Genomic DNA, 21,170 nt, shown 5'->3' with positions numbered 1-21,170 from the left:
CAAATTCGAGATTAAGGGTCGATTTTATTAATGGCAGATCTAGTAGTCCCTTAATGGTTATCAAGCTTTCACTCTTGTTGGAACGTTAAGCTACGTTGACCCATAAACCCAAACAAGTGATGACAGAAAAATTGCCTAAAACACCCTGCATACATTAGAGTAAATGCCCTTCTTCATTGTTATCGAGAACCGCTTTGCAAAAGAAAAAAGGCTTCGCCACCATCTCCGATGTTGCCAAACATGCCAATGTTGGCAAAACCAGTGTGTCACGATATTTAAACGGCGAGCAGAATAAACTATCAGAGCAAATGGTAGATAAAATTGCTAATGCCATCAAAACGCTGGATTACCGTCCAAACCATTCAGCTCGCATGCTAAAAGCGGGACAATCAAAATTGATTGGTCTGTTATTAGCAGATGTAACCAACCCTTATTCCATTGATGTTTTGCAAGGTATTGAAGATGTCTGTCGACAGCAGGGTTATATGTTGATGGTATGCAACACCAATAATCAGCAGGATCTACAAGCACAATATTTAAGTTTATTGGAAGCTCATCGTGTCGATGGATTAATTATCAACACAGCAGGCATGACCCCAAAACAAGTCACTCATTTTCAAACACTAAGTTGCCCATTGGTACTAGTAGACAGAATCGACACTTCTCTCGGATATGATTCAGTTGGACTGGATAATCATCAAGCCGTTACTCAAGTCTGTCAGCATCTACTCAGCGAATCTTATGATGCACTATTGGTCATCACAGAATCATTGGAAGTTGAGCCAAGGCAAGCACGAGTCGACGCAATAAGTGACTTTTGTGACCAAAACACAAGACTCCAACACCAAGTGTTTGAAATGGATAAAATGTGTGTTGATTCCATCGCACAAGCCATCACAACATTCACGGCAGAATTTCCTCAACAAAAGAAAGCCATCTTCACCACCAATGGCGTCGCTATGATGAGCACTGCAAAAGCTTTGAAGACACTTAATCTACAAATCCGCCGTGACATTGGTTTAATCGGCATTGATGATCCTGAATGGGCGCAACTATTTGAAGGCGGTATCACTGTCATGCGACAGCCTTCTAAAATCATTGGCCAAACTGCGTGTGAGCGCCTACTAACCCGCATTCAAGGCAGTCAAGAAGCACCACAACACTTAACACTTTCCGCTGAGCTTATCGTTCGAGAATCCACCTAAATAGACGACCAAAAAGCCGACCGAGTTTCACTAAGATTGAAAATGGAACCGGTTCCATTTATAGTCATTTATTCCAATAATAACGATAAACTAAAAGGGGTTTACCATGGCAAATACGCCAAGCTTTGTCACCATAGGGGAAGCCATGACCATGTTTGTGGCGAACACCCCAGGAGAATTGTCACAAGTTACTTCATTTTCCCGATCTCTTGCTGGCGCTGAAGTCAATGTCGCTATTGGTATGGCAAGGCTGGGATTTCATTCGACGTATGTCACTAAGGTCGGTAATGACAGTTTCGGCGATTTTATTAAGCAGTCGGTTCAGTATGAAAAGATTCAGACCAATTACATTTTAGAGAGCACCACCAATGCCACTGGCTTCATGCTGAAATCCAACGTCACGGACGGCAGTGACCCTAAGGTAGAGTATTACCGTCGCAACTCAGCGGCCTCCACCTTAAACGTCGACGACATTGACTCCAAGCTCTTCCTACAACAACCACACCTGCACCTTACTGGTGTTTCAGTGGCCGTTTCAGCAAGCCTCCGGCATGCTGCCAAGCAAGCGCTAAAACTAGCAAAAGAACAAGGCTGCCGGGTCTCTTTTGACACCAATTTGCGCCCTGCATTATGGCCAGACCAAGCAACCATGATTAAGGAAATCAACGACTTTGCCTTTGCCAGCGACATCATCTTACCAGGCATTGAAGAAGGGAAAATTCTAGCAGGAAGCGATCAACCAGAGGAGATTGCCAACTTTTATTTGCGCCATGGTAGTCAAGCCGTAGTGGTAAAGTTGGGCAGCAAAGGCGCCTACTTTAAAACACAGTCTGGTGAATCAGGCACAGTGATGGGGTTCCCTGTCGCCAAAGTGATTGATACGGTAGGGGCTGGCGACAGTTTTGCGGTTGGTGTGATTTCGGCTTTATTAGAAGGTAAAGATATGGCCCATGCAGCACGTCGAGGTAATTTACTAGGCTCTCTTACCGTTCAAGTTCGAGGCGACAGTGAGGGCTTACCAACAAGGAATGTACTAAGCGAATTAGAAAAGGCTGAATAAAATGAAACCCAAAGTATTGCTCTACAAACCTCTTCCTGATGACGAACGACAACGTCTTGCAACGCATTTTGACATAATGGAGTTCGATGGCTTTCATCGTGATAATGAAATTGAATTCTTAGCCGCTTTACGAGAAGCAGAAGGAATCATTGGTGGCTCAGGTATAAAACTGCCAACGGAACGACTTGAACAGGCCATCAAACTCAAAGTCGCTTCCACTATTTCCGTCGGCACAGATCAATACGACCTAGACTATCTTGCAAGTCGCAATATTCCCGTTATGCACACACCTGGAGTGCTTAATGAAACCACTGCCGATACCTTATTTACGCTTATTATGTGCACCGCTAGACGCGCTCTTGAACTATCCAACATGGTAAAGGAAGGTCGCTGGAAACATACAATAGGTCCAGAACTTTATGGCACAGATGTACATGGTAAAACACTCGGTATTATTGGTATGGGACGAATTGGTCAAGCCTTGGCAAAACGCGCGCACCTAGGTTTTGATATGAAGATTCAGTACGCCAATCGTCGTCGTAATTTGCAAGCTGAACAAGACTATAAAGCACAATATATGGACATTGATAGCTTACTTGCTAGCTCAGACTTTGTCTGCGTTATGACACCATTAACAGCGGAAACAGCAGGCATGATAGGCGAAAAGGAGTTTGCCTTAATGAAACCAGATAGCATTTTTATCAATGGTTCAAGGGGCAAGGTGATCGATGAATCGGCTTTGATAAAAGCCCTACAGACAAAACAAATTCGCGCCGCTGGCTTAGATGTTTTTCAACAAGAACCTTTGCCTGCCGATTCCCCATTATGCCAATTAGACAATGCGGTGCTCTTTCCCCACATAGGCTCAGCAACACTGGAAACTCGACATAATATGGTGGTATGTGCGGTTGATAATTTGATCCGCGCTATGTCAGGGGATTATTCACAAAACTGTGCAAATGGTCATTTATTAAAAAGCGAAGATTAGCGGCTTATCCGTCATTAATCTATGGTCTTTCTGCTATATATTACAGAGGTCAAGTCTGCAACTTTTGTGCACACTGTTAGGGATAACTTGCCGCATGCAAGCTAGGCCGAGTACAATCTGAAAAAATTTATTTAGCCGTATTTGTAGAAGGAACACTTCTTGACCACCTTAACCAATGCACTACAAGCATTAGCGGATTTTTGCCAGCAGTCTGACTCTTCTACAGCCATCACTTTCCATCGTGGTGTAGAACGAGAAGCGTTACGAGTTGACCGTTCAAGCGGGCGAATTTCCCATAAACCACACCCTAAAAGTCTTGGTTCAGCTTTAACCCATAGCGCCATTACAACAGACTACTCTGAAGCGCTTATGGAGTTCATTACACAAGTGCACCCAAGTGTGGAAGGGGTAACTCAAGAACTAGAAGACATCCATAACCTCGTTAACCACGAATTGGAGCAACTAAACGAATCCCTCTGGCCGGCCAGTATGCCGTGTTTTTTAGATGGTAACGAGGATGTACCAATTGCTTATTATGGTGAATCCAATACCGGCAAACTAAAACGAGTTTACCGTGAAGGCCTTTCCAATCGATACGGTCGTATTATGCAATGCATCGCTGGCATGCATTACAACTTCTCCTTTGATGAGAGCTTTTGGTCCTTTCTTGAAAACTATAAAGGCCATACCAATCTCTCAGAAGCCGATAAGCAAAAATTTCAGTCCGACAGCTATTTTGCTCTGATTCGGAACTTTCGACGCCACTCTTGGTTACTTTCACTCTTATTTGGTGCTTCGCCTGCCATTGACGAAAGCTTTTTAAAAGAGAAGCCTGACGCTCTTAGCACACTACAAGAGAGAACTTGGTTTGGACCAAAAGCAACCTCATTAAGAATGAGCGACTTAGGCTACCAAAATAAGGCTCAAGCGGATTTATACGTTTGCTATAATGAAGTCGATACTTACATCAGCACCATCAAAAAAGCCTTACAAACGCCTTATCAGAAGTATCAGGACATTGGCTTAAAGGTAGATGGACAATATCGTCAGCTGAATACCAACCTATTGCAGATTGAAAACGAATACTACAGCGATATTCGCCCAAAACGCGTCACTCAACCCGGTGAGCACCCAAGTGCGGCACTTCAATCTCGTGGCGTTGAGTACATCGAAGTGCGTATCATGGACCTAGATCCAAGCTCTCCAATCGGCATGCAAACCGCCACACTCTACTTTCTTGATGTATTTCTGCTGTATTGTATGTTGCGTGGTGATGAACACCTGGATGCACATGAATGCAATAAATTGAGAGAGCTGCAGCAACAAATCGCGTCCCATGGACGAGATCTGGACATGGCATTCGACTTTGGTCACGGGGGCGTGAAACTTCGTGACAAAGCTAACACTGTGATCGAAGCCTTATTGCAAGTGGCACAATTTCTTACCAGCCAAACAGGTAACACAGCATACCTAGATGCCGTCCAACAACAAGCAGATAAGCTACAAGACGAAGCAAAATTACCATCAGCACAAATGCTCAGCCTTTGCGAAAACCACCAAGGCTACCAAAACGCCATGCTGGAACTATCAAAGCAGCAACAAGCTGACTGGTTAACGCGTCCGCTTTCAGCCGAAATAAAACAAGCATTCGCCACTAAAGCGGACGCCTCTATTGAGGAACAACAGGCCATTGAAGCGGCCGATTCGTTGGACTTTGATGACTTCCTAAAAGGGTATCTCACCCCACAGTAATGCCGCTTGCAGCAGAATCAAACCTTCTTAATGACGATTTGATTCTGCTTTATCGTCTTTTTAGGCCGTCGCTCTCGCTAGCAAACAATTTTTTCCCAGCCTAATTAAAGCCATCAAAGATGGATAGCAAGCAGTTATTAACCTCCTGAACTCGACACTAACTCATGCTTTCTCAACTTAGAGAAACTCCTCCTAAAAGCGTCTTAGTATGCTATAACTTGAAGGGTAGACAGTAAAAAGGCATCCATTTTGAACCCTGCACTGAGTTAAAACAGATAATTTATGCTTATCATACAAACAGCTTGGCGACCCATAAAAAAAAGTTTAGTTGCCCTATTGGCTTCTTTTCTAATCACCCACAGTGCTTGGGCACACTCTTCATTTACGCTTATATTCGACGCTGAAATGTCTGTCATTAATGATGTAAAACAAGGTACTTATGCACAACTAGCAACCTTGGTTAAGCAACAGAGACAGCAAAAAGACAATGTCTTTTTTATTTTTGGTGGCGAAAGCTTGGGGCCTAGTATGTTATCGTCAATGGATCGTGGCTCACATATTATCGATCTATTAAATAGCCTCAGTCCCAGTGTCATGGGGGTCTCAAAACGCGAGTTCAGCTATCAAGAAGATGAGCTGACATTACGCTCTTACGAAGCCTCATTTCCAATTGTGTCTAGCAACTTGTACGACCCTTTAACAAATGGCAATCTTGAAGGTCTAAGAACCTACAGCATACTCCAACAAAACAAAGTCAGACTTGGATTTTTGTCTGTTGTTGATCCTAGCATTGCCAAAAAATACCCCACTGATCGAGTGCAGATTCTGCCCCCACAGGACGCTGTGCAGAAAACAGCTCAAACATTAAGGCAGCAAGGCATAGACTTTATTATCTTACACTACTCCTCCTACTCACCTCAGGTAGATGAATGGCTCGAACAGGGCATCATAGATCTGGCATTATTTGTTGATCAAAACTTTCATCTGACACCCTATTATAACCACCCGCATCATCCTCGTAATATGATCTTAAGTCGAGCCGCTTACGCGCTGACCTTAGACATCACACCAACCGATGCGAAACACAGTGAGTGGCAAATTACTAAGCAAGAAGTTGATCTTAGAACCTTAGTATCTAAAGCAGACGTGTTGTCTCAAGAAATGGACTACGGGAGCCGATTAAGCACCTTATTATCGAAAAATATAGGCACCACCAGCACAAACATTAACCTGGTCAGACATGATATAAGAACCACAGAAAATGCTTTTGCCAATTTTGTAGCAGATACCCTAAAAGACTTCACGGGAGCAGACATCAGTCTATTTAATAGTGGCACATTACGAGGTAATAGACTCTATCCAGCGGGTAGCCAGCTTTCTATCAAAGACATCCGCAGCATCATGCCTTATCGCAATACCATGGTATTAATTGAAGCTAAAGGTCAACAAATACTAACTGCCTTAGAACACGGTTTATCAGGTTTAGCCACAACCAGCGGACAGTTTCTTCAAGTATCAGGCCTACAGGTGATCTATGACAGCAGCCAACCCATTGGAAACAGATTAGTGTCAGTGACATTTAAAGGCAGGCCAATCGATCCCGAATTAAGCTATAAATTAGCGACCCTTGATTACCTTAAAAACGGGGGCGATGGATTTGAGATGTTTACCAAAAACCTGCATTTAGATTACAAAAAAACCACCAGCTTAATCCTGTCTGATCTAATATTAGAAAAGATATATAATGAAAAAATCATTTCCCCAAAAATAGATGGCCGATTACAAGACATACACTAAAAAAAGAGAGGAGCCTCATTTGCACTGGCCATTTAAAATAACGTTAAAAAAGCAATTCAGCCTACTCTTACTCGTTGTCATTGTGCTGTTTATTGCGGTTGGCTATGTGCTGCAGAAAAAACTCGAAGAAACCCAGAGTATTCTGCACGAACTGTCTAATAACACCCTTCCCTCTATGGCAAATGCCAGCGAAACGGCCATTTTATCCGCGGAGCTTTTTTTGGCAATTGAGCAGCTAACCAAAGCAAATAATCCTGCCGCTCGCCGTATTGCTCAACAAGAAGTCCAAATCAAAATAAATGAAACGGCCGAGCAAGCGTATAGAGCGAGAAACAATCCCACAGAAGCCCTGCAGCTAAAAAGCCTTCAAGAAGAAGTCAGCCAACTGACACAATTTATTGATCAAAAACTCAATCTAGCGGAGCAAATTGCAAATACGCTGGATCACCTTATTCACTTTCAAACCAATGCCAATCAGCACCTACTTGCCAGCCACTATAACAGCGAGGCACTCACGCTGTGGCAACTTAATTTTAGTAAAAGCAATGGGCTAGCTTATCAAAGTGCCCATTTGGAACGCCTGAATGAACTGTCATTACTCGAAAAAAAGGCCAATACCTTATTAGACACGTTGGACACCTATGCCAAGCAATCCCCTCCCAACTTGCAAGTATTTTTACGGCAATTTAATGATCAATTACGCCTAACCCTCGTCTCGGAACAAGGCTTAATTAGCCTTCAAAAGAGTTATCTTAAAATCGCCGGTCGTACCCGAGGTCGAGAACATTTCATTCGCAAATTGGTCGAAGACTACACCAACGTAAATGATCAGTTGGCCTTCAATGAAACGGCTAATTTAAAGCAAGAAGTGCTGGATTTAACAAAAGATATAGAAAAACAAAAGAACTGGCTAATGACAGCCTTACTCATTTTTGCCGCCATGATAGGGGCTATATTAGTTCACTATCGCAGAGTGATTTCTCGCCTCAAACGGTTAACGAACAAGCTTGAAGGCATGGCCACACCAAAGACCGGACACAACACTCAGGCGGATGAAATAGACGAACTGTTTGAGGCATTTGAGCACTTCTCTACCACCATCAAAGACCAAACCCATCGTTTAGAAACGCTTTCATTAACCGACAGCTTGACGAATATTGCCAATCGCCGTGCTTTTGATCAAAAACTGCAAGTCGACCTAGCCACTAGTCAGCAAGTACAAGAACCACTCTCTATCCTACTCATCGACATCGATTATTTTAAACAATATAACGATACCTATGGTCACCTTAAAGGCGATGTAGCCTTACAAAAAGTGGCCAATGTCCTACAACAAACCCTAGGTGATTACGGTCTGGTTGCTCGATACGGTGGAGAAGAATTCGTAGCGATTCTACCGAGCCATGATAGGACCGCCGCTAAAGATAAAGCACAACAAAGCATACAAGCCATCGCCACAGCCAATATTGAGCATAAGAAAAGCCATATCGCCAATCATCTAAGCATCAGCCTTGGCATCGTCACCCATTCACCAGAGCAAACAGCGGACTCTGACAGATTAATGAAACAAGCGGATCAAGCACTCTATCAATCTAAAGCACAAGGGCGTAATCAAGCAACGCACTATAATGAGTTAATCTAATGTGTGGTGGTTTGACGACGACGGATCGCTTTCAGCAACAGGGTCAAAATCACCAGAGCCACAACACCTAACACCGCCCCAGTAAAACCAACACTTGGTAAGCCCAGCAAAAAGATAGCCTGACCACCAATTAAGGCGCCTGCACCAATCCCTAAGTTAATGATACCGGAATACAGCGACATAATGATGTCTGCCGCACTGCTGTCGATGCTTAACACCTTGATCTGCATGCTAAGACCGATGATCATCATCGCTGCTCCCCAACACAATATCCCCACAATCAACCAGGTAGAATGCTGCACCGTAAAGAATAAACTCAACATACAAAAGGTAACCACAATACTACTGATCACCAGCATGAGAGTATTCGCGCGATCACCTAATTGGCTAAATAGAATACTGCCAAAAATACCTGCAACCCCAAAAAGCAACAGAATCAGCGTAGTGAAATGCTCGCTTACCAAACCTATCTGCTGGAGAAACGGCTCAATGTAGCTGTATGCAGTGTAGTGCGCTGAAAAAATCACAAAGATAAAAACATACATTCCTAACAGAATACGGTTCTTCAAAATTTCAGGCACTTTACTCAGAGAGCCAGAAAACAAGCTCGGCAACTTTGGTAACAAGCTAAACAAAACCACTGCCACTATAATCGCAATGACAGTAATCACAGCAAAGGTCATCCGCCAGCCCAATAATTGCCCGATGATTCGACCCACAGGAACACCTAGCACCATGGCCAAGCCAGTGCCTGTTGCTAACACACTGAGCGCAAAGGTTTCTTTCCCTGGTGGCGCAACACGAATCGCAATCGAAGCGGTGATTGACCAAAAGATCGCATGCGCAAAAGCAATACCAATCCGACTGACCAACAAAGCACCATAGCTCCATGCAAAGACGGTTAACAAATGGCTAACGATAAAGAGCACAAAAAGACTTAATAAAAGAGTTTTACGCTCAAAGTTACGTGTCAGCAGCATCATAGGCAAAGACATGACCGCTACAATCCAAGCGTAAATCGTCAGCATCCAACCCACTTGTGCAGGCGCAATAGCGAAGCTGTCGGCGATGTCTGATAACAGGCCGACAGGCACAAATTCAGTGGTATTAAAAATAAACGCACTGAAGCCTAGAATAAAGACACGTAAATATTGGACACGGCGGGAAACCGTCTCCTCTAGTGGGGGAATCGCAGTCATATTAATGTATGAAAAAACCTATCGAAGAGTAAGTGCAAATGAGGCGCACATTGTCCATTTTTTCACCAATAAAGAAATAGGCGAATTATGGATTTTTTCGACAAATGACGATTTAAGATAAATTAAAGAACCATAAGTTTAATTTAAGTACGTCGCTCGGCCATAAGTTCCCAAAATGCAGAAACCATGGGGTTTTTAAGGTTTTTCTGTAGAGTAAACAAACCAATATCATAGGGCGCTAATTCTGGTAGCACCGGCCATATTTTCACTCGATCTTGCAAAGGGCTGTTGTCCAATACAATCTTAGGCACCACACCTATCCCGAATCCCAAACTGACCATACTCACAATGGCCTCATTCCCTGCTACTTGAGCATAAATTTTGGGACTAATATTTTGCTGATAAAACCAATCATCAATACGATGACGCGACACCCCAGCTTCAGACAGAATCATTGGGACATTTGCCCATGCCTCAGCAGAATCTGGGGGAGTCATAGGCACACTGGGTAAATGTTGCTCATTTGGCGCAATAAACACTAAAGGAGAAAAGCTAATACCTTTAAACGCCAAACTGCGTGGCATATTGTTGGGGCGAGCGGCGATGGTTAAATCTTCTTTGCCATCCAAAATACGAGAAATGGCCTCATCCGGGTCGCCAGTATGAAGTTTAATCTCGATGCCTGGGTGCACTTGACGAAAACGATTCAACAGTTCGAACAAAAAACTGTAACTGGCTGTTACTGAGCAATAAATGCTAATTTCTCCATGCAATTGATCGGAATCGTCTAACAATTCATGGCGAATCAAGCGCCATTGACTACTCGCCTCGCGGGCATACACCAGAAATTTTTTACCTTCTTGTGTGAGGGTTACAGTACGATTATCTCGTGCAAACAAAGCAACACCCACCTCGTCTTCAAGTTGACGAATATTGCGTGATAAAGCAGAAATACTGATGTGACACTCTTCACTAGCACGACCAAAATGCAGACTTTCAGCCAAAGCTAAAAAGTGTTTAATGGCTTTAATATTCACACTAACTCACCACTTGTAGCTAATTAAACCACCATCATACCGTCCACACTGTCATGTTGCAAAAAATGGGATACTGTATTGCAAATATATCAATTTACGAAAAGATCTCAATCCATTAAAGTAACTTCCATCGGTTACCAACTGACTTTTAGCTTGGTAACAAACATTTCATATCTGTGTGTCTTCATTACGGATACCAACACAACAAATTAGGAAAGGCTTATCATGGCTAACTATTTCAATACCTTGCCGCTACGCGAGCAACTAGAACAATTGGGCAAATGTCGTTTCATGGACAGCTCTGAATTTGCTGACGGCGTAGAAGCGCTTAAAGGCAAAAAGCTTGTTGTGATCGGTTGTGGTGCTCAAGGTCTTAACCAAGGTCTTAACCTACGCGATTCTGGTCTAGACGTGTCTTACGCTTTGCGCCCTGAAGCCATTGCTCAAAAACGTCAGTCATGGAAAAACGCCACTGAAAACGGTTTTGTTGTGGGCACATATGAAGACCTAATCCCAACAGCTGACGTGGTATTGAACCTAACACCTGATAAGCAACACACGCCTGTTGTGAAAGCGGTTATGCCTCTTATGAAGCAAGGCGCTTGCCTATCTTACTCTCACGGTTTCAACATCGTAGAAGAAGGCATGCAAATCCGTGAAGACCTAACCGTTATCATGGTTGCACCTAAGTGCCCAGGTTCTGAAGTACGTGCTGAATACGTTCGTGGTTTCGGTGTTCCAACACTGATCGCAGTTCACGAAGACAATGATCCTAAAGGCGAAGGTCTTGCTCTAGCAAAAGCCTACGCTGTGGGGACTGGCGGTCACAAAGCAGGCGTTCTAATGTCTTCTTTCATCGCAGAAGTTAAATCTGACCTTATGGGTGAGCAAACGATCCTTTGTGGTATGTTGCAAACTGGTTCTATCCTTTGCTTCGACAAAATGGTTGAAGAAGGCATCGACCCAGGTTACGCCTCTAAGTTGATCCAGTTCGGTTGGGAAACCATCACGGAAGCATTGAAATACGGCGGCGTGACAAACATGCTAGATCGTCTTTCTAACCCAGCTAAGATCAAAGCATTCGATCTGTCTGAAGAGCTTAAAGTCATCATGCGTCCGCTTTACAACAAGCACCAAGACGACATCATCGACGGTACTTTCTCTCGCGTGATGATGGAAGACTGGGCGAACGATGATAAGAATCTACTAGGCTGGCGTGCAGAAACCGCTGAGACTAACTTCGAGAAAACACCAGCAGGTGACGTTGAAATCTCTGAGCAAGAGTTCTTCGATAACGGTATCTTGATGGTTGCTATGGTGAAAGCGGGTGTTGAGCTAGCATTCGAAACTATGACAGCAGCGGGCATCATCGCTGAGTCTGCTTACTACGAGTCTCTACACGAAACGCCACTAATCGCGAACACCATCGCTCGTAAGAAGCTTTACGAAATGAACGCGACAATTTCTGATACAGCAGAATACGGTTGTTACCTATACAACCACGCTTGCCTACCTTTGCTAGGTGACTTCATGAAAGGCATCAAAACGGATGTGATCGGTAAAGGTCTAGATCTTGAAGATACTGGCGTAGACAATGCTCGCTTGATCGAAGTAAATGCCGCGCTACGTAGCCACCCAGTGGAAGCCATTGGTGGAGTTCTTCGCGGTCACATGGCGGACATGAAGAAAATCGTATAAGTCGATTATTGCGATCATAACATCGCATATTAACGACTCATAACATCAAAAAGCCGAGATTATTTATAGAAATACATCTCGGCTTTTTTGTGTGTACTTTAACTCATTTACTTTTTGGAAGGCGAATATGAACTCCAGCATTCATTTAAACCAGCTCACCGTCGACTTTAATGAAGACTTTGAACTGAATGACATTCATTGGACCATACAAGCCAACCAACATTGGGTAATTACTGGTTCGAATGGCTCTGGAAAGTCTGCCCTCGCCGCCCTACTAGCCGGTATTGGTGACGTTAAACATGGCACCATAACAGGGTTGCCAAAACGCCCTGCCTTGGTTTCTTTTGAAGCACAAGCGGAGCTTATCGCCCGCGAGTTAAAAAAAGACGATGCCGACATCTTGGACGTGATTTCAGAAGGGACACCGGTTCACGAAATCCTCTTTGAGAATTGTCGAGATTCCGATTTAGCCAACGATTTGATTCAAAAATTCGGTCTTCAAACGCTACAAGATCGCGCTTTTCGCAAGCTATCAACTGGGGAAACCCGCAAGGTCATGCTGATTCGTGCCCTCTGTAGTCAACCCGATCTACTGATCCTAGATGAGCCATTTGATGGCTTAGATGCTGACACTTTAACGATGCTGCAAAATCACCTTGCGTCCATTGTAGACAGCATACCTATGGTCTTGGTATTAAATCGTTTTGATGAAATGCCTGACTTCATCACCCATGTGGCCTACATGGAAAAGTCTCACAACGATGACCATATCGACTCTGGTCGTCTGGCATTAACCATTGATAAACAAGATAAAATAGCTTTCGAGGAACTCGCTCAACTGTTCCACCTAAAGACCACTAAACTCACCATCCCAGGCATTGATACAGCAAACCAACTGCCCGAACTTGATCCAAACCAACCGCTTGTCAAACTGACAGACATCACCATAAAGTACGGTGACACGGTTATTGTCGATAAGCTCAATTGGACAATTGAAAAAGGGCAACATTGGCAGCTTAGCGGCCCAAATGGCAGTGGCAAAACAGGCGTGTTATCTCTGATCACAGGTGATCACCCACAATGTTATGTGAATGATATTTTCGTCTTCGGTTTTCAACGAGGTAACGGCGAAAGCATCTGGCAGATTAAACAGTTTATTGGTTACGTCTCAACATCACTACAATGGGAATACCGTGTCAGCACCAGTTGTCGAAATGTTATTATTTCAGGGCTTCACGACAGCATTGGTATGTACACTAAACCAAGCGATAAGCAAAAAGCCATCGCGGATCAATGGCTTGCTTTATTAGGCATGCGTGATCGAGCAGATCAGCCTTTTAACAAATTGTCTTACGGTGACCAACGTTTGTTACTCATCGCTCGCGCCATGGTCAAACATCCACCATTGTTAATTCTTGATGAACCCTGCCTTGGCTTGGACGACATGAACCGCCAACTGGTCTTAGCCTTAATCGAAAAAATCTGTTCAGGCTCAGAAACCACCGTACTGTACGTTAACCATCATGCTGAAGACAAAATTAACGGCATTGAAAACTACTTGGCGTTGAAGAAGAGTTAGGTTTACGCTTCCCAGAAACACAAAAGCCAACTCATTGAGTTGGCTTTTGCAATCTGGAAGGAGATTTAAGGAAGGTAAATGCCTACGTTGCTATAGCCTTTTCCTAGTAGGTAAGACGCATGGATACGGCTCATTACGCCTTTGCCACAGTAAAATAAGTGGGTAGTATCTGCAGGCATATCGGACCAGCCAGATTCCAGCGCAAAGAAAGGAATGGCTTTAACAGGACGGCCACTGACTTTTAATGGCTTTCTTTCTGCCTCATCAGGATGACGAATGTCTATGATGATTTCATCGCCAACCGGCATGCGTACCACAGGTACTTCGCCTTGGTACTGCTTCTCTACATCGTCCATCACATTTTGAATCGACATGACTCTCGCGTCTTCAACCGCCTTTTCTAGCACTGCGAAATCAAATTTGCCTTCTTCTCGTTCAATGCGATGCATCTTGGCTCGCGTGGTCGGCTTGACAGAAATCACACCGCAAAACTCTGGCATACTAGCGGCAAACGGCGCGGTTCCAATTTCAATCGCTTTATCTATGATTTCTTGTTTGTTAGACGTAATAAGAGGACGAATCACCAACTCATCTGTTACCTGATCGATGACTTTTAAATTGATTAAAGTTTGACTGGAAACCTGCGCCACACTTTCACCCGTTACCAAGGCTTTGGCTCCAACGCCTGCCATGACTTCTGACGCCGCTCTTAGCATCATACGTTTCAGTATGACACCCATTTCGGAATTATCGACCTTAGTCAGAATCTCGCCAACAACCGCTTCGAAAGGAATGGTAATGAACTTAACATTCAAAGAGGATCCGTATTTTTCCCAAATGTAATTCGAGACTTGCTTCACACCAATTTCATGGGCATCACCGCCTAGGTTGAAAAAACAAAAATGCGTTTTCAACCCACGACTCATGGTCAGATAAGAGCTCACCGTAGAATCAAAACCACCAGAGATGAGTGACAAAACAGAATCTTGTGACCCTAATGGGTAACCACCTAGCCCCTCGATACGTTGTTCAATCATCCAAACTCGACCATCGCGAATATCAATTGGGACTAAGACATCTGGATTTTTCAAGCGCACACCCAGCGCACCACTTTTGGCTTTTAGGCATCCGCCAATATAACGCTCAGCTTCAACAGAAGAGAAGTCATGCTTACCGACACGTTTTACTCTCACCGCAAACACCGCGTCTTTTAGATCCTCTGCATAGGAAGATAACGCCTCGTCGACAATGTTATCCAAGGTCGTCAGAGGGAATTCTCGAACAAACTGGAAGTGGGCTATGCCAGCCACTCGTGAAAGCGCATCCGTAAAATCCTCACGTAACTCATCACGATTAGACAATACTTCGATGAAGTCCCAGTTTCCTGCGACCACCACCTCCGAGTCATATTTCTTTAACACCAACTTGAGATTATGTCTCAACTGTTTGATGAACGCTTTTCTGACAGGACGACTTTTGATGGTAATTTCAGGGAAGAACTTAACGATAAATTTCATAGAGCTTGCGGGTTAAATACCAAGTGGTTAAAAAGAGAGCGCATTATAAAGAAAAGGACAGGGATACGAAAACTTTATATTCGCACCAAAAAAGAACATGTTGATCTTTTATGTTCATTTTTGGTGCATTATGATCGTATTGCGCCCTTTAAGTGGTCACCATTCTGTGCACAAAAAATAACCAACAAGTATATCTATTTGTTTTTTATGGTTTTTTTCATTCGCACAAACTTCTGGCACAGCTTGTGCTTTATATTGGGGAAATCGTGCTTTGCATTGAAGCACTATCAAACGAAAAGCTATTTTGCTTTAACAACGACTGGAGAATAACTATGTCAGACAAGACCCTTGCCTTGATTGCCGAGCATGACGCGAAGTGGGTTGACCTTCGTTTTACTGATTTTAAAGGTAAAGAACAGCACGTTTCAATTCCGGCTGTTACTGTTGATGAAGAGTTCTTTGAAAATGGTCAGATGTTTGATGGTTCTTCCATCGCTGGCTGGAAAGGCATTAACGAATCAGACATGATTATGATGCCACAGGATGATACGGCTATTATCGATCCTTTCACTGAAGAGCCTACTGTTATTGTTCGTTGTAACATCATCGAACCTTCTACTATGCAGGGCTATGACCGTGACCCACGTTCTGTTGCATTGCGTGCAGAAGAATTCCTAAAATCAACAGGTCTTGGCGACACGGCTTTCTTTGGTCCTGAGCCAGAGTTCTTCGTATTTGACGACGTTCGTTGGAAAGCTGACATGTCAGGCTGTTCTGTAGAAATCAATGCAGAAGAAGCCGCGTGGGCATCTAACTCTAAAATCGAAGGCGGTAACATGGGTCACCGTCCTACCGTTAAAGGCGGTTACTTCCCAGTACCACCTGTAGATTCTCATCACGACCTACGCTCTGCAATGTGTGGCGCGATGGAAACAATGGGTCTAGAAGTAGAAGTTCATCACCATGAAGTAGCAACGGCTGGTCAAAACGAAATCGGTGTTAAATTTAACACTATGGTTAAAAAAGCGGATGAAGTACAAGTGCTTAAGTACTGCGTACACAACGTTGCTCACGCTTACGGCAAAACAGCGACTTTCATGCCTAAACCTATCGTTGGTGACAACGGTTCTGGTATGCACGTTCACCAATCTTTCTGGAAAGATGGCGTTAACCAATTTGCTGGTGACCAATATGCAGGCCTATCTGAAACAGCCCTTTACTACATTGGCGGTATCATTAAGCACGCGAAAGCATTGAATGCGTTTACCAACGCTTCAACTAACTCTTACAAGCGTCTTGTTCCTGGTTTTGAAGCACCTGTTATGCTGGCTTACTCAGCTCGTAACCGTTCTGCTTCTATCCGTATTCCATACGTTGCAAGCCCTAAAGGTAAGCGTATTGAAGCACGTTTCCCTGATCCAACCGCTAACCCATACCTAGCTTTCGCCGCTATGTTGATGGCTGGCCTTGACGGTATCAAAAACAAAATTCACCCAGGCGATGCCGCTGACAAAGACCTTTACGATCTTCCAGCAGAAGAAGCATTGGCTATCCCACAAGTGGCTGGCAGCCTAGAAGAAGCGCTTAAGTGTCTAGACGAAGACCGTGAGTTCTTAACTCAAGGTGGCGTATTCTCTGATGACATGATCGATGCTTATATCGACCTGAAAACAGAAGAAGCATTGCGCGTTTCTATGACAACTCACCCTGTAGAATTCGATCTTTACTACAGCGTGTAATCCGTCATAATTTCTGATTCAAAAGCCCCGACACAGATCGGGGCTTTTTTTTGCACTAGAAAATTCAGCCGCCGTTAAATGCACTATAATTGTGCAAACATCCCCTGCATGAAAAATAAAAGACTTGATAAATAAGCGGTTTTGGATTGCCCAATGTTGGTTCGTTTTTTGCAGTTAGATTAAGGTCAGAAAAGAGGCGATGAGTGTGTACAGTTTATTAATAGATCATTTATCCACGGCAGTGGTTGAATTAAACAGCAAATTAGAGATTGAGTACCTTAATCCAGCCGCCGAAATGTTATTAGCGGTCAGTCGTCGTCGCATCTATGGAAATGACTTAAGTGCTGCTTTTCGTGAAGGTGAAGAAAGCATTGAAGCCTTAATGTCAGCCATCGAATCCGGCCACCCTTTTACTAAACGCGAAGCCGAAATTGAATGCAGCAATGGCAAAAAGTTGTTCTGTGACTACACCGTCACCCCAGTGATGGGTTCTTCTAATTTTACCGAAAGCCTGATCATTGAACTTTACCCAAGAGACAGAATGAAGCGCATCTCGAAGGAAGATGAAATCATTGCCAACCATGAGACCAGTAAAGAATTAGTACGAGGCTTAGCTCACGAAATCAAAAACCCGCTAGGCGGCATTCGCGGCGCAGCGCAATTGATCAGTCGAGCCTTTACAGATGAAGCATTAAAAGATTACACCCAAGTGATTATTGAGGAATCAGATCGATTACGAGATTTAGTCGACCGTTTACTTGGGCCACGCCAACTACCCAAGAATAAAGAGCTGAATATTCACAAAGTCATTGAGCGCGTCAGACAATTGATTTCCGTTGAAACCGATAATCAAATTAAGCTCATTCGAGACTATGATCCAAGTATTCCAGACCTAGTCGGTGACGAATCTCAATTAATACAAGCCTTGCTGAACATTACTCGAAATGCCATGCAAGCCTTAATGGCCGATGACAGCAATCACAACAAAACCATTCAAATCGTGACACGCACTTTACGCCAATTCACTATTGGCTCAAAGCGTCATCGTTTAGTCTGCAAAATCAGCATCATAGATAACGGTCCTGGTATTCCAGACAGCATTCTAAACACCTTATTTTACCCCATGGTCAGTGGCCGTGCCGATGGAACAGGATTAGGCCTTTCTATCGCCCAATCCGTGATTCACCAACATCAAGGCATTGTGGAGTGCAACAGCGAACCACAACGTACAGAATTCAACATATTAATACCCATTGAGACGACAGTCCAAGAGCAGGAGAAACACTTATGACAACTGAAGAAACCGTATGGATTGTTGATGATGACCGCTCCATTCGCTGGGTTTTAGAAAAAACGTTAGAACAAGAAGGCATTCAATGTCGTCTGTTTGATTCCGCTGAAAACCTAGTACACATGATTGACAAAGAGCAGCCCAACGCCATCATCAGTGACATTCGCATGCCAGGAATGGACGGTTTAAAACTGCTTGAAAAGCTGCAAAGTGACTACCCTTATTTGCCTGTCATCATTATGACAGCACACTCAGACTTAGAAAGTGCTGTAGCATCTTACCAAGGCGGTGCATTTGAATATTTGCCAAAGCCATTTGATGTGGAAGAAGCGGTAAGCCTAGTGAAACGCGCCATGCTCCACCATAAAAACGCCATGCCCAGTACAGAAGACATGGAAGAAGAAGTCGAGCAACAAGTCGATAAAGAAATCATTGGTGAAGCCCCTGCGATGCAGGAAGTCTTTCGTGCCATTGGCCGTTTAGCGAACTCCAACATTACAGTGCTGATTAACGGCGAATCAGGCACGGGTAAAGAGTTAGTCGCCCAAGCCCTGCACACCCACAGTCCAAGAGCCGCTAATCCTTTTATCGCTTTAAACATGGCCGCCATTCCACACGATTTGATTGAATCAGAGCTATTTGGTCATGAAAAAGGCGCCTTTACCGGAGCCAACACGCAACGACGCGGTCGCTTTGAACAAGCCAATGGCGGGACATTATTTCTAGATGAGATCGGTGATATGCCGGCTGAAACGCAAACTCGTCTATTACGCGTTCTAGCCGATGGCGAGTTTTATCGTGTCGGTGGCCATACGCCAGTTAAAGTGGATGTGCGTATCATTGCAGCCACACACCAAGACCTCGAAACCTTGGTACAGAAAGGTTCCTTCCGTGAAGATTTATTCCACCGTTTAAATGTTATTCGTGTCCACCTGCCTAAACTAGCAGAACGTCGCGAAGACATTCCAAAGTTGGCCCGTCACTTCCTGAGCCGCGCCGCTGAAGAGCTGTCGGTTGAACCTAAACAGCTAACAAAAGAAACGGAAAACTACCTTACTCAACTAGACTGGCCGGGTAATGTTCGTCAGTTGGAAAACACCTGCCGTTGGTTAATTGTTATGGCATCAGGTCGTGAAGTCTTAGTCGAAGACTTACCACCAGAGTTGTTAACCGCTGTTCCGAATGAACAACCTTTCTCTTCTTGGGAAGAAGCCTTGAAGAACTGGGTCGACAGCACCTTGGCAACGGGTCAAAAAGGCATCCTTGATCAAGCCGTGCCTAAATTCGAACGCATTATGATTGAAACGGCACTTGCTCACACCGGTGGACGTCGTCGCGACGCTTCGTTATTGCTTGGCTGGGGACGTAATACCCTGACTCGTAAAATCAAAGAGCTCAATATAGATCACGCCGAGCAAGACGACGAGTAACTCTCTCCACTTCAAAAAAAGCCAGTCACATCAAGGTGACTGGCTTCTTCTCATCTTCAAGCCAATTTAAACTTGCTTTTCCGGCCACAATCCCATACTAATTAAGGATAGGCTTTGTACACTAAAAATAGGGAAAACTCATATGTATCCAACACTTCAGTCAATGGGCGTCACCAGTATTCAAGACATTGAAAAATTCACTCTACGCTATGAAGCTGGCCATGACGTTTTAAAAATCTATTACCGTCGTGAAAAAGGCTCTTTGTTACCTAAAAGTAAAAAATTCAAGTTTGGGCGTTCAACAAAAACGGTATTGGCTGATGGTGGTCAACAAACTTATCGTCAAGTACAAGAGCCTTCTCTTGTTGTCCTACGAGCCATGGAAGAGCTTGAGCAAATCGTTGGTAAGCAGCACGAAAGCAAAGCATCTAAAGAAGATTTAATCAAAGAACTTGAGCATCTTGAAAAAGTCGTTAACAGCAAGATTAACGAAATCAAAGAAAAAATTGATGCCATGTCATAAGACTCAACTTGAGTCTTAAACTGCCCATTGGCTGAGGCTCTAAGCCCAGCCAATACTGGCTCATATCAGTCATTATCGCTACAATTCACCTCCTTTTTCCAACGTTCTTACTGGTCTATCATGAAACTCATAACCTCCACGACTGAACTTGCCAGCCTCCTTCGACAAGGTGGTGTGATTGCCTACCCTACTGAAGCTGTTTGGGGGCTAGGATGCGATCCGTTTAATCAAGCAGCGGTACAACGAATCTTAACGTTAAAATCTCGACCGCAAGCCAAAGGGTTGATCCTCATCGCTGGCGAGCCTTCTCAGCTAGAGCCATGGATGAAAACCCTATCGGAAGAGGCAGCACAGCGCTTAATCAGCACCACAGATCGCCCAACATCATGGGTTGTTCCAGACACTCAAATCACGCCAAGTTGGGTACGTGGTGAGCACCAGAGTGTTGCCATTAGACTGACACAACACCAACCAGTACAAACGCTTTGTCAGGCGTTTGGCGGCGTTATGGTATCCACCTCTGCCAACCCTGCAGGGCTTGAGCCAGCCATGACAGCAGAAGAGGTTCAGCATTACTTTGGCGACCAGATCGATGCTATTTACCAAGCACCGCTAGGGCAAGCCGATCAACCCTCTCAAGTTAAAGACATAATGACAGGCAAGTTGTTTAGAGCTTAAGCCCTCCATGTTTGATAACACTGTTGAAAACCCAA

Annotated in this window: 16 protein-coding genes; 13 read left to right on the top strand and 3 right to left on the bottom strand. The window is 44.1% G+C overall.

From position 1 onward, the window contains the following. Positions 1-194: 194 nt before the first annotated feature. The 6 genes from DFP76_RS03900 (at position 195) to DFP76_RS03875 (ending at position 8,444) form a co-directional block, all read left to right on the top strand. Positions 195-1,205: a LacI family DNA-binding transcriptional regulator gene (locus DFP76_RS03900; RefSeq protein ID WP_113873362.1), complete on the top strand. Its 1,011-nt coding sequence runs from the start codon at positions 195-197 to the stop codon at positions 1,203-1,205. A gap of 106 nt (positions 1,206-1,311) precedes the next feature. Beyond that, entirely contained in the window at positions 1,312-2,265 is a 954-nt protein-coding gene (locus DFP76_RS03895) for a sugar kinase (RefSeq protein ID WP_113873361.1), read from the top strand. A 1-nt stretch (position 2,266) separates the two neighbouring features. Continuing rightward, positions 2,267-3,253, top strand: coding sequence for a 2-hydroxyacid dehydrogenase (locus DFP76_RS03890; RefSeq protein ID WP_113873360.1), 987 nt, complete (start codon positions 2,267-2,269; stop codon positions 3,251-3,253). Positions 3,254-3,412: 159 nt separating this feature from the next. Further along, complete coding sequence (gene gshA, locus DFP76_RS03885) at positions 3,413-5,005, top strand: glutamate--cysteine ligase (RefSeq protein ID WP_113873359.1); 1,593 nt, start codon at positions 3,413-3,415, stop codon at positions 5,003-5,005. A 405-nt stretch (positions 5,006-5,410) separates the two neighbouring features. Next, positions 5,411-6,802: a bifunctional metallophosphatase/5'-nucleotidase gene (locus DFP76_RS03880; protein ID WP_181799787.1), complete on the top strand. Its 1,392-nt coding sequence runs from the start codon at positions 5,411-5,413 to the stop codon at positions 6,800-6,802. 19 nt (positions 6,803-6,821) lie between these two features. After that, positions 6,822-8,444 (top strand): GGDEF domain-containing protein, encoded by a 1,623-nt coding sequence (locus tag DFP76_RS03875; RefSeq protein WP_181799786.1) that lies wholly within the window; start codon positions 6,822-6,824, stop codon positions 8,442-8,444. Here DFP76_RS03875 and DFP76_RS03870 read toward each other — a convergent pair. Both DFP76_RS03870 and ilvY read right to left on the bottom strand, forming a co-directional pair. Then, a complete protein-coding gene (locus DFP76_RS03870; protein WP_113873356.1) occupies positions 8,441-9,643 on the bottom strand; it encodes a sugar transporter in 1,203 nt (400 codons plus the stop codon). The genes DFP76_RS03875 and DFP76_RS03870 overlap by 4 nt on opposite strands. Before the next feature lie 143 nt (positions 9,644-9,786). Continuing rightward, positions 9,787-10,680 (bottom strand): HTH-type transcriptional activator IlvY, encoded by an 894-nt coding sequence (ilvY, locus tag DFP76_RS03865; protein ID WP_113873355.1) that lies wholly within the window; start codon positions 10,678-10,680, stop codon positions 9,787-9,789. A gap of 225 nt (positions 10,681-10,905) precedes the next feature. On the opposite strand from ilvY, the gene ilvC reads away from it, so the two are divergent. Together ilvC and modF are read left to right on the top strand one after the other, a co-directional pair. After that, positions 10,906-12,378 (top strand): ketol-acid reductoisomerase, encoded by a 1,473-nt coding sequence (gene ilvC, locus DFP76_RS03860; RefSeq protein ID WP_113873354.1) that lies wholly within the window; start codon positions 10,906-10,908, stop codon positions 12,376-12,378. A 127-nt stretch (positions 12,379-12,505) separates the two neighbouring features. Further along, positions 12,506-13,957 carry a molybdate ABC transporter ATP-binding protein ModF gene (gene modF, locus DFP76_RS03855; protein ID WP_113873353.1) on the top strand — a complete coding sequence of 484 codons (1,452 nt, stop codon included), beginning with the start codon at positions 12,506-12,508 and terminating at the stop codon, positions 13,955-13,957. Between the two features lie 65 nt (positions 13,958-14,022). Here the strand turns inward: modF and thiI are convergent, their stop codons facing one another. Then, positions 14,023-15,474: a tRNA uracil 4-sulfurtransferase ThiI gene (gene thiI / locus DFP76_RS03850; protein ID WP_113873352.1), complete on the bottom strand. Its 1,452-nt coding sequence runs from the start codon at positions 15,472-15,474 to the stop codon at positions 14,023-14,025. A gap of 332 nt (positions 15,475-15,806) precedes the next feature. Between thiI and glnA the strand changes: the two genes are divergently transcribed. The 5 genes from glnA to tsaC all read left to right on the top strand — a co-directional run bounded on the left by glnA (position 15,807) and on the right by tsaC (position 21,135). Continuing rightward, positions 15,807-17,213, top strand: a complete 1,407-nt coding sequence (gene glnA, locus DFP76_RS03845) for a glutamate--ammonia ligase (RefSeq protein WP_113873351.1) — start codon at positions 15,807-15,809, stop codon at positions 17,211-17,213. A 205-nt stretch (positions 17,214-17,418) separates the two neighbouring features. Then, positions 17,419-18,504 carry a nitrogen regulation protein NR(II) gene (gene glnL / locus DFP76_RS03840; RefSeq protein WP_113873714.1) on the top strand — a complete coding sequence of 362 codons (1,086 nt, stop codon included), beginning with the start codon at positions 17,419-17,421 and terminating at the stop codon, positions 18,502-18,504. After that, positions 18,501-19,934: a nitrogen regulation protein NR(I) gene (gene ntrC / locus DFP76_RS03835; RefSeq protein WP_013797468.1), complete on the top strand. Its 1,434-nt coding sequence runs from the start codon at positions 18,501-18,503 to the stop codon at positions 19,932-19,934. Before glnL ends, ntrC begins: the two co-directional genes overlap by 4 nt. 142 nt (positions 19,935-20,076) lie before the next feature. After that, the gene (locus DFP76_RS03830) at positions 20,077-20,457 is read left to right on the top strand and encodes a DUF3461 family protein (protein WP_113873350.1); all 381 of its coding nucleotides are present in this window, start codon (positions 20,077-20,079) and stop codon (positions 20,455-20,457) included. Between the two features lie 120 nt (positions 20,458-20,577). Then, the gene (tsaC, locus tag DFP76_RS03825) at positions 20,578-21,135 is read left to right on the top strand and encodes an L-threonylcarbamoyladenylate synthase type 1 TsaC (RefSeq protein WP_113873349.1); all 558 of its coding nucleotides are present in this window, start codon (positions 20,578-20,580) and stop codon (positions 21,133-21,135) included. Positions 21,136-21,170 lie beyond the last annotated feature (35 nt).

The organism is Marinomonas aquiplantarum, assembly GCF_003314975.1.
In the GTDB taxonomy this organism is placed as follows: domain Bacteria; phylum Pseudomonadota; class Gammaproteobacteria; order Pseudomonadales; family Marinomonadaceae; genus Marinomonas; species Marinomonas aquiplantarum.
The sequence above is the reverse complement of the archived record's forward strand: the minus strand, read 5'-3'. Positions and strand labels throughout refer to the sequence as shown.

Bases quoted from the DNA above. Each gene is read 5' to 3' on its own strand.
- DFP76_RS03895 (WP_113873361.1), top strand. From the start codon at position 1,312: ATGGCAAATACGCCAAGCTTTGTCACCATAGGGGAAGCCATGACCATG.
- DFP76_RS03890 (WP_113873360.1), top strand. From the start codon at position 2,267: ATGAAACCCAAAGTATTGCTCTACAAACCTCTTCCTGATGACGAACGA.
- DFP76_RS03880 (WP_181799787.1), top strand. From the start codon at position 5,411: ATGTCTGTCATTAATGATGTAAAACAAGGTACTTATGCACAACTAGCA.
- DFP76_RS03870 (WP_113873356.1), bottom strand. From the start codon at position 9,643: ATGACTGCGATTCCCCCACTAGAGGAGACGGTTTCCCGCCGTGTCCAA.
- ilvC (WP_113873354.1), top strand. From the start codon at position 10,906: ATGGCTAACTATTTCAATACCTTGCCGCTACGCGAGCAACTAGAACAA.
- modF (WP_113873353.1), top strand. From the start codon at position 12,506: ATGAACTCCAGCATTCATTTAAACCAGCTCACCGTCGACTTTAATGAA.
- thiI (WP_113873352.1), bottom strand. From the start codon at position 15,474: ATGAAATTTATCGTTAAGTTCTTCCCTGAAATTACCATCAAAAGTCGT.
- glnA (WP_113873351.1), top strand. From the start codon at position 15,807: ATGTCAGACAAGACCCTTGCCTTGATTGCCGAGCATGACGCGAAGTGG.
- ntrC (WP_013797468.1), top strand. From the start codon at position 18,501: ATGACAACTGAAGAAACCGTATGGATTGTTGATGATGACCGCTCCATT.
- DFP76_RS03830 (WP_113873350.1), top strand. From the start codon at position 20,077: ATGTATCCAACACTTCAGTCAATGGGCGTCACCAGTATTCAAGACATT.
- tsaC (WP_113873349.1), top strand. From the start codon at position 20,578: ATGAAACTCATAACCTCCACGACTGAACTTGCCAGCCTCCTTCGACAA.